Source organism: Marinobacter antarcticus (assembly GCF_900142385.1).
Taxonomy (GTDB): domain Bacteria; phylum Pseudomonadota; class Gammaproteobacteria; order Pseudomonadales; family Oleiphilaceae; genus Marinobacter; species Marinobacter antarcticus.
In genome coordinates this window covers 1-9,706 of sequence record NZ_FRAQ01000008.1, presented here as the reverse complement: position 1 = coordinate 9,706, position 9,706 = coordinate 1, and the positions used below count along the sequence as shown (strand labels likewise).

Sequence of the window (9,706 nt, the reverse complement as noted above, 5' to 3'; positions counted from 1 at the left end):
TACCGACTAATTGGGGACGTTGTACCGACTAATTGGGGACGTTTCAAAAATATAAAATCGTGCTCCAGCCCTTGGTACAGGCCGGTTTCAGAGATCACCGGAAAAACCGTACTAGTATTTACTAATAAATACTATCGGACAGACCCCTTGAGAGGGCCTGCCCTGGTAATGAGAGGGCTATACGCAAAGTCGAAAGCCACTTCAGAAGCACACAAACCCCACAAACCGACCATTGTTTTTCCTACCGCCCAGTTGCCGCAGGTAACATCCTTGATAGAAAAAACCACGGCTTGATTCAACTCCTGATATACTGTTACTATGAAGTTAAGTATGTTAAGCCAGCCTACCCGGTAGCTACCCCTTTGGGGCATCTACCGGGGCTGGTCAAAGGAGCTTTGCTCCCTTGAATCCCACAACCCACTTCGTGGGTCCCGAGCCGGATAAACCGGCTTAAAGATGACGCGACAAGTCGCGCATTTACCCGCTACGCGGATTGGGCAGTAGGAAAAAGAGTGGTCGGATGAAACGTGACAAATGGGTGCATGTGAAAGTTTCGGAGTCTGAAAAAGGCTCCTGGCATCGTATGGCTGAATTATCCGGCCTGACTCTTGCCGACTTGATTCGTCAGCACATGAGTGCTGCCAAATTGGTCTATCGAGAACCAGTTAAGAAGCGACGTGTGAAGCGTGTCGATCCTGCCCTTATTCGAGAATTGTCGAAAATCGGTAACAACCTGAATCAGGTCTCGCGCTGGGCAAACACCTATAAATCCGACGCTGAGGCGATGGCTGTAATTCGTGCTTTGTTAGCTGTTGAGCGTCAGCTCGCAGATATTCCTACCCAACCTGGAAGACGTGACCAGGAGGAAGATCCGGATGCACATTAAATTCTTTGATAAAGGCACTGGTGGTGGGCGCGGTCCAACCGAATATTTAACCAGTGAGTACGTGCGCCAGAGCGATTCAAGAGGCCGACCTTTACGCGATGACCGGGGAAATGTCGTTTTTCGTCGTCGTGATCCTGCACCTGAAGTGCTGCGGGGTAGTCCTGAAGCCACTCGGAGACTGATAGACAGCATCGACAATCGGCACAAGTACACGTCCGGCGTTGTCGCTTTTCACGTTGATGATGCTCCTACTGAAAAGCAGCAGCGGGAGATGATGGACGATTTCGAAGGTTTGGCTTTTTCTGGCCTTGAGCCAGATCAGTACGACATTTTGTGGGTTCGCCATACCCACGAAGGAAACACCGAGCTGCATATGGTGGTTCCGAGAGTGGAACTATCGACTGGAAAAGCGTTGAACGTGGCTCCGCCTGGTCATTCGAAATATTACGACGCCCTACGGGATTCCTGGAATTACGAAAATTCTTGGGCGCGTCCCGATGATCCTGTTCGATCTCGCCTAGTGAATACACCACCGACTTATGACAAGCCGATTCTGCAAAGCCAAGCAAAAGCCCGTGAGGAAATCACGGAATGGCTTAGAAACCGGGTTGCTGACGGTTTAGTAAATGATAGATCCGGGGTTGTTGCCAGTCTTGAAGAGCTGGGCGAAGTCACTCGCCAGGGGAAAGATTATGTGTCGGTTAAACCAACGGGGTTTAACAAGGCAGTTAGATTAAAAGGTGCAATATATGCAGAAGAATTCGATGGAAGCGCTCTCAGAAACCTTGTCGCAGAAGCGTCAACAGGACCTGGAGAAAGTAGAACAACTGAGCTTGAGTCAGCTCAAAAAGCTCGTGCAGAGCTTACGGGATGGATTGAGCGACGAACTGACTATCACAAAGAGAGATACCAGCGCTCAGATCAAACAAGTGGTGGACCTGATCGAGAGCCTGGAAACGCAGGTGTCGCAGTCGAGCGCGACAACCAGGAAGAAGCTCAAAAACGACCTAACGGAAATAGAGAAGGCATCCAGCAGGAACAAAACCGCAGCACTGAACAGCCTGAAATGGGGCCTGCTGAAGTACAGCCTGCCAGCCTTGATGATCTTAGTAACCATCTTAGGCGGGAGTTGGGCAGCGATGCATTTAATGTCGCAGGAGCTTATGGAGACAAAGCAGGAGATCCGTTCAGCCCAGCAAACTTTAAAGAAGCTTCCCGCAGCAGTTCAGTACTTAGAGCAGTCGGGCGATCAATATCTTTTGCTGGAGACCGAACCAGATCTTTACCAGGCGAAATCTGGGAGCTGGGTAATCAAATTAAACAAACCCTGAGGGCAGGCTATGACAGAGTTAGAGCAGAGATTAATGGATATGTTGAGGCTGTCACAGCAGGAATCACAAGAGCGCGAGCAGCGTTTGATGACGCAGGTGAACAGCTTGCAGGAGCAAGTCGCTACCTCAGCACAGCAAGTGATGAGGTTGGCAGGGCAGCAGAAAATTCTGATAGAGCGTTACGAAGAAGTAGCGGATCTTTTGAAAGAGGAATTGGAGCGGTGAGGCAGCATAGGGGCGATGAGCTGGAACGTTTTAAACGTGAGATCAGCTTGCCGGAATACGCAGCGAGTGAGGGTTATGACTTGATCAGTAACGAATCCAGTCGCAACAGCTTCGTGATGCAGCGCGAAAGCGATAACGACAAGATTATTGTTGCCACTGGTCAGGACGGCCACGGTATCTATTTTTCAGTTCGTGACAACGCCGACAACGGTTCAATTATTGATTTTGTGCAGCGCCGAAAAGGTTTGAATCTTGGCCAGGTCCGAAAGGAGCTGAGGCCCTGGATCGGCCAGTCAGCTCCGATCAATCACAAGATCAAGAAACCAGTGCGAAGCACAGCTGACCGGCAGAAAGTGTTGCAAGTTATTGGCCGCAGTCAGCCTGCTGGTACGCATGAATACCTGGTCAGCCGTGGCATTCATTCCGAAACCCTTGCTGATCCCCGTTTCTCTAGTGTTATTCGCCGCGATCAGCGCGGTAACGCCCTGTTCCTGCATTATGACCGTGAGGGCCTGAGTGGCTATGAAATCAAGAATTACGAAGGTTTTACTGGCTTCGCGTCCGGTGGAAAGAAGTCGATTTGGTACTCAACGAACACTGGCAAGTCTGATCGACTGATAATCACTGAAACCGCAATTGATGCTTTGAGCCATGCTGAGGCCGTAGGCACATCTAAAGACGCTTATGTGAGCTTTGCAGGCAGCATGAGCCCTGATCAGTTGGATGTTCTGAAAGCGGTTTTGAGCAATGCTCACGAAGCCGGACAAACGCTGGTGATCGCGGTGGATAACGATAAATCCGGGTGTGATTTTGAAGCACAGCTTAGAGACTTGGCACCCGAAGGCATGACTATCGAGCGTGACGCTCCGAGGCTCGGTAATGACTGGAATGACACTCTGAAAGGTTACATCGAGAACCCAAAAAAATGGGCGACTGAGTGCCGTACCAGAGGTATTGACTGGCCTCGTCATGGCGGAAGTGGGGGTGGTGGAACGAAGTTGGAACCAGGGCCTGCGCCTAGATAAGAGATAACAAAAATTATAAAAGAGGGCTTCGGCCCTTTTTTTGTATTAGTTGTTGTATTATGTTGTATTTAGTATTATACTATCTACATACATTACATACAAAAAGGATTATCACTATGGCACTTACAACTGAAACCATTCATCAAGCTGCTGATCGTATTGCTGAGCGGGGCGAAAAACCTACTCAAGCCAAAGTCCGCACCGAATTGGGCGGTGGTTCTTTCACAACTATTTCAGAAGCGATGAAGATCTGGAATGAGAAACGATCAGAAGAGCATGAGCTTGCTGAAGTGCAAGTGCCGGAAGTTATTACTGAACGCCTGGAACAGCTCCAGGGCGCAATCTGGAATGCTGCCATCAATGAAGCTGAACGCCGCTTATCCACTGAACGTGAAGCTTTGAAGGTTGCTCGTGAACAGTCTGAATCCGAACTGGCTGAAGCCCAGGAAGCGGTCGAACTTCTAGAATCTGAGCAGGAAGATCTGAAGAAACAAGTTTCTGACTCTTCTGAAGAACTTCAAAAAGTCCAAGCAGAACTGGTTAATTATAAAGACCGCCTGATGAATCTTCGGTCAGATACGTCTGAGGCACTTTCGAAAAAGACAGCAGAAATTGAGTCTCTAAAAGCAACTGTTACCGAGTTGCGCAAGTCCTTGGAGAAGTCCGAGAAGCGCTCAGAGTCGCTTGAATCCAAGCTTGAGCAGAATCAAAAGGAACACCAGGAAGAAACCAAAATGATTCGGAAGGATCACAAAAGCGAGACTGATACGATCCAAGGGAATCACCGTGAAGCCCTTGCCGCCGAAACCAAAAAAGTCGAATCCCTGGAGAGCCGGAATAATAAACTGGCAACGGCTAAAGAGCACTCAGAAGCTCGATTAGAAGCCGCTCAAACTGAAATTGAGCAGCATCGGTCAGCTACGGCCAAGATGCGCGAAAAGCTGGAATTGACCCAACAGGAAGCCGCTGAACTACGCGGTGAAGTAAAGGCACTCAATAGCCAAAAGAGAAGGAATAAAGGTGATGTCTGAACGCATTTTTGAATGCCTAGGATGCAATCTGAAATTCAGCGAATTATTCTGAAGGTTTTCGGGAAACGCCCTGTGCTGACCCGCATGCAGGGCATTGTGGGGGCTGGAGGCCAGATACCTCTGCCTATCCGATTAGCCGATCTTTAAAACAATGCTTCCTGCTTAACGGTTTTTTTGTCTGCTTTTTTTTCACAGTTGCTATTTTTAATTCGGCCGGAGGCATTAACCCAGTGCTCCTTGCTAGATTCGAACCCTATAAACTGACGATTGAGAGATAGGGCGGCTGCGGCAGTGGTTCCGCTCCCCATAAACGGATCAAGAACCACCTGCCCCTCCCTCGTACTTAACTTTATAAGATATTTAATCAAATCAATTGGCTTTTGAGCTTCATGTAATCGATCTTCACTTTTTTTAAAAGCAAATTCCAAAAGGTTTGTAGGGCTTGCATTGTTAATATTGCACTCTGCAATATTCATTGCCCCAACTTCATGATTTAATATGTTATCTGTTATTGTGCCACCAATGGTATACGGTTTCACAAACCAAGCTATCGGCTCCCAAATTGGCGCAAGATTACCAAGCCTCCAACCTTCCCACTTTTCTGCTTCTTCGGTTAAACCTCGACGCTCCATGACGATACTAACGCGTTGGGCTCTATGGTGCGCCGACCCTTTCTTCCAAGCTAATGTATCTTTTAATAGAAAACCAGAATCTTCAAATGCGTTTATAACTCTATGAATCGTCCTTCGTGCTCCGAATATAAACGCAAAAGAGCCAGGTTTCATTTTCTCATAAACCAAACTAGACCATTTACGGCACCATTCCTGATATTCCAAGCCAATATTTCTATCTGCCTGTGACCAGCCGTTAATTGGCTTCCCTCTACGTTTAAATCCTGACTTTCCATGCTGGGCAGGGGAGCTTCCAAGAAGCGCAGAATTTGTATTGCCATGAAGAACATCCCAGTCGTCTAGACTAATACCATACGGAATATCAGAGAGGAGAAGATGAACGCTCTCGTTATCCAGGCTTGGAATGTAATCGACACAATCGCCCAGAGTTATCTTATTAAGGAAATCTTCACTCATTTCTTACACCATTCCAAATAGGCCATTGTCGCACACTGACTTTACCGCTTTGATTTTGCTGCCTATTTTGCTAGACTTTAGAATTTCTGAGATAGCCTGCTCCTTAGACATTTTCATGAGCCTTTCGCGCTCTGACGCTAAAAAGTGCAGAGATTCTTCTCTGGATATATTAACTGATTCAGAAGAAGCTATTTTTTCTTCTCGCCACAGATCTCTGATTTTTTTGTCAAAACCAAGCATTGTTCTATTCAAACATTGCCAATAGGCTGGTGCATCTTTCGATGGATTCATAGACTCAACACTTATAAATAACTCCTTGAGTAGTTCAATTGCTTTTGACTTAGAGACCAGCTCCGCGTACTGAACAAGCACTGCAAGATGCGAATACGTCCCTACGCAAACTGATCGTGTTGCAGCCTGATGATAGATCTGACTACTTCGTGATGGAAGCTGGTAAACAGGACAAACGACAATAGCGTAGGGTTTTCCATGTTTCCAGCCATCCATAGCTTGCACTTTAAAGTCCTTTTGGTTTTTTGCTGTTCGACTCAACCTGAATGCTTTTGCATCTGCGACAAAGCTATAGTCTTCTGCGACACATTCCACGTCTGCCACATCAGCTCTGGTCTTTAGAACCAGGCTCTGCAAACCCATCGCGGAAAATGCTTCGTGGATTACCACGTCTGTATATTTGGAGTAGAGCTTTTCTTCACTTGTATCGTGCCCGTAGCTTTCGGGAATTGCCCCGCATAATCTCAGGTGGCCTAACACTGCGGTTATCCCGGTCTTTTCAATTTCAACGTTAATCTCATTTTCTACCTTATCTGCGTCCACACCAAAATTACCGCTAAGTCGACTTATTTCGTCGATCCAATAGTTTCTCTGATCAATTTGATCTTGCGTAATAACGTCGTATTTCATTTAACTTCTCATTTTATAGGTTCGTTCCGAGTAGGCGTTCCGATCATACAAAAACGCCAACAACATGCGCGGCTACAGAATGGAGGCGAAGCCGCAATGTAACAGCCGTCGCCGTGCCTGTGATTGTTAAGCCTGCGGACACTCGGGCAAGCTGAGGAGGTTATTTGGCCTCCGAACCCAGCCAGCCGCTCACCTGTTGCGCAGCAGAAAAATGATTCTGAGAACTAAAGACCGTCATTATCAAAGGCGGTACTTTTTGGCTCTTTCGATTCTGCTGCATTTAACCAGTTCTCAAGTGCTTCAATGACAATAGAACCGTTTGACCGGTCATGGATCAAAGCTGCAAATTTTAGGCGATCACGTAGCTCTTTTGGAACCCGAGAATTTAGCATGACCAGGTTATCTCTGGGTTTTGCTTTATGCTCACTAGCTCGATCTTCTGCACCTTTCACAAAATCATCATTCAGATCAAAATTTGGTTTTGTCATAAGTCCTACTCCGTATTTTCTTTACGGAGCAATGATTTCAAAACACGCTCCATTTCATCGATAGCTTTTTGGTCAGTTTTATCATCGAAAACTGTTCCACCTTGGTATTGAGTGTCGTCGTAACTGACTCTCTCAACGATCGGATATGGGCAAACTCCCAGCCCCAGCGACTCAACCACCTTTTTCGCTCCTTCGATCCTGGTCCAAAAATTTGGTAGCGCCCTAGTCATATTGAAAACCACCCGAGCAAGGAGCTGACTCTGTCCCTCACTCTCTCGCTTTTCATTGGCAGTATGGACAAGAGTCGAAACGTGCTTGAGTGTTTCGAGATCTCTCCGTGCCACCTTTGACGGGATTATTAACCTATGCGCGATCATCATACCGCTCCTTAGAGCCACGGAATCAGCGCCGCCACAATCGACTACGATATGGCCGTATGACGCTGCCAGGTCTTTTATCCCTGGCCTTATATCGCCTGTCATCTTGGTTGTTTCTACCCTCAGCGAATCAGGCTTATATTTATTCCGAGCTTGCGCCCAGGCCCAAGATGTCGCTTGTGGGTCTGCATCAATTAATATTGTTGGCTTTCCTGTCATGGAAAGCCTTACGGCTACATGCGCAGCTATCGTACTTTTGCCTACGCCTCCCTTCTCACTGCCAACCAAAACGATCATGATTCCACCTTTCTATCATTCTTTAAAACAATAATACTTGCTTTAATGCTTTAATGATAGCAAAATAACATGAAAGAAATAAAGGATGTAATCAATGCCGATCAAAATACTCGACGCATTTACACAAGAGCCACCTGAACTCGATTTTATCTGGCCTGGCTTTTTAACCGGCACCGTCGGTGCCCTGGTTGCGCCAGGTGCGACTGGTAAAAGCTATTGGGCATTAGAGGCGGCTATGGCCGTGGCCTGCACTGTTGCCGGTGGAGATCTGGTTAAACTCAATCCAGTTAAAACAGGGCCGGTGGTTTATTTCGCTGGAGAAGATCCTGAACCTGCATTGGTTCGCCGTGTTCACAGTATCGGAAAGCATCTTAATCAGGACGCAAGACAAGCCATCAGTGACAATCTGATCCTTGAGCCCATTATGGGGAAGCGACTCAATGTGATGGATCAACGGCATTTGGATCGACTCATTGAGTATTGCTCTGGCGCACGACTCATCGTGCTGGATACACTCTCGCGCATCCACCAACTCGACGAAAATTCAAACGGCGACATGGCACGACTCGTCGGTATGCTGGAGCACGTTGCAGCACGCACAGGAGCTTCAGTGCTATATCTACACCACGTCAGCAAAGGAAGTGCTAAAGATGGGCAGGGCGACCAACAACAAGCAGCTCGGGGCGCTTCTGCACTGATCGACAACGCGAGATGGTGCGGATTTGTTGCGAAAATGACCGAGCAAGAGTCTGAAAAACTGTCTAATCGATCTGGAGACAAAGCCCCAATTGGCAACGACCGGCGCGGTTTTTTCGTCCGCTTTGGCGTTTCCAAGCAGAATTACGATGCCACTCCCCTCGATCAGTGGTATGAACGACGAGAAGGTGGCGTACTGGCTCCTGTAGAGCTTGTAGAAGCGAAAAGCCGCCGAACTAGGGGGAAGGCTAAGGGTGAGTTCAATGACTGATAAAGCCCTTTCAAAAAAGCGTAGTAGCTCGATTACTCATGCGAAGCATGACCCAGCTACTGCACTGGCCTCTCTTTTCAGACCCAAAACCCCAGGACCTCGCCCTGGCGGACTCAAAATAGATGCTGAATTTGATGGGATGGAAATCAGCTTTTTAGTTTGGAGAGCCCTCGATACTCGCGATCAGTCGGTATTACTTGCAGCGATTGGCATGGCCGGGATGGACAACCAAGAATTGCATGCAGATGTAACTGGTGATCGTGGCCAGCAACTCTGGCTCGATCTAGACCCGCAAGAACATGCAGTTTTTGATCGAGCTGTGGTTTTAACCACCTCTCGTTACTCTCTGATTCAGGCCGCTGGCCTCGATGATAAGGGTCAAAATTACGGCATGCTTGAGGACTGCTTGGAACGCCTATCGATGGTTGGATCACGGGCGAAAAAACAGGGCTATGAATGGTCGATGAATTTACTTTCTTGGGCATCTGCGCCAGATGGAAAAATAAACATTGCACTTAATGGGCGATTCGCCAAAGCACTCGGTGGTCAGTATGTCCACGTTTCACTTGATGAACGCCGTAGACTCCACGCTGAAGCCGCACAGTTGGCCCATGCTTGGCTTTCTGCTTGGTGCAAGCCAGGCAATACCCAAAGCATGTCACTAGATAAATTGGCCGAAAAGGTCTGGGGAACCCCTAGCAAAAATCCCTCAACGACACGTAGTCGGCGGGATCGCATAAACAAAGGGCTCTCAGAGATCACCGAACTACACGGCTGGAACATCAAAGTAGAGGGCCGAGGCCAGAAAGCTAAAGCTACTGTTCGGAGATCCCGGATTATTAACCACTGAAATTATAAAAAAAGGGATCGTTTATGATACGAGAAATCCCTAAAGCGTTGATTTTAATGAGGCTGACTACCGACTAATCGGGGACGTTTTATAAGCAAAAAACCCCCGTTTGTCAGATTTTTTATCGTTATCAGGCAGATATATACCAGTAAGATGCTGAAATCTGACAGAAATCATTACCGACTAATTGGGGACGTTGTACCGACTAATTGGGGACGTT

9 protein-coding genes are annotated in these 9,706 nt (G+C 47.5%); 5 read left to right on the top strand and 4 right to left on the bottom strand.

What is annotated here, in order from left to right; translation table 11 throughout:
- The first annotated feature begins 520 nt into the window (after positions 1-520).
- The 3 genes from BUA49_RS17425 to BUA49_RS17415 all read left to right on the top strand — a co-directional run bounded on the left by BUA49_RS17425 (position 521) and on the right by BUA49_RS17415 (position 4,498).
- Positions 521-886 (top strand): MobC family plasmid mobilization relaxosome protein, encoded by a 366-nt coding sequence (locus tag BUA49_RS17425; protein ID WP_072799888.1) that lies wholly within the window; start codon positions 521-523, stop codon positions 884-886.
- Positions 876-3,467, top strand: a complete 2,592-nt coding sequence (locus BUA49_RS17420) for a DUF3991 domain-containing protein (protein WP_072799886.1) — start codon at positions 876-878, stop codon at positions 3,465-3,467. The genes BUA49_RS17425 and BUA49_RS17420 overlap by 11 nt, the downstream gene beginning before the upstream one ends.
- Before the next feature lie 116 nt (positions 3,468-3,583).
- Entirely contained in the window at positions 3,584-4,498 is a 915-nt protein-coding gene (locus BUA49_RS17415; protein WP_072799885.1) for a DNA-binding protein, read from the top strand.
- A 143-nt stretch (positions 4,499-4,641) separates the two neighbouring features.
- On the opposite strand, the gene BUA49_RS17410 is transcribed toward BUA49_RS17415, so the two are convergent.
- The 4 genes from BUA49_RS17410 to BUA49_RS17395 all read right to left on the bottom strand — a co-directional run bounded on the left by BUA49_RS17410 (position 4,642) and on the right by BUA49_RS17395 (position 7,669).
- The gene (locus BUA49_RS17410) at positions 4,642-5,586 is read right to left on the bottom strand and encodes a DNA-methyltransferase (RefSeq protein ID WP_072799884.1); all 945 of its coding nucleotides are present in this window, start codon (positions 5,584-5,586) and stop codon (positions 4,642-4,644) included.
- Between the two features lie 3 nt (positions 5,587-5,589).
- The gene (locus tag BUA49_RS17405) at positions 5,590-6,507 is read right to left on the bottom strand and encodes a HindIII family type II restriction endonuclease (protein WP_072799883.1); all 918 of its coding nucleotides are present in this window, start codon (positions 6,505-6,507) and stop codon (positions 5,590-5,592) included.
- Positions 6,508-6,731: 224 nt separating this feature from the next.
- Positions 6,732-6,995, bottom strand: coding sequence for a ribbon-helix-helix domain-containing protein (locus tag BUA49_RS17400; RefSeq protein WP_072799881.1), 264 nt, complete (start codon positions 6,993-6,995; stop codon positions 6,732-6,734).
- 5 nt (positions 6,996-7,000) lie between these two features.
- Positions 7,001-7,669 carry an AAA family ATPase gene (locus BUA49_RS17395; RefSeq protein ID WP_072799880.1) on the bottom strand — a complete coding sequence of 223 codons (669 nt, stop codon included), beginning with the start codon at positions 7,667-7,669 and terminating at the stop codon, positions 7,001-7,003.
- A 94-nt stretch (positions 7,670-7,763) separates the two neighbouring features.
- Here BUA49_RS17395 and BUA49_RS17390 point away from each other — a divergent pair, with 94 nt between their 5' ends.
- Both BUA49_RS17390 and repC read left to right on the top strand, forming a co-directional pair.
- Entirely contained in the window at positions 7,764-8,636 is an 873-nt protein-coding gene (locus BUA49_RS17390; protein WP_072799879.1) for a helicase RepA family protein, read from the top strand.
- On the top strand, positions 8,629-9,486 hold the full coding sequence (gene repC / locus BUA49_RS17385) for a replication protein C, IncQ-type (RefSeq protein ID WP_072799878.1): 858 nt from the start codon (positions 8,629-8,631) through the stop codon (positions 9,484-9,486). The genes BUA49_RS17390 and repC overlap by 8 nt, the downstream gene beginning before the upstream one ends.
- Positions 9,487-9,706 lie beyond the last annotated feature (220 nt).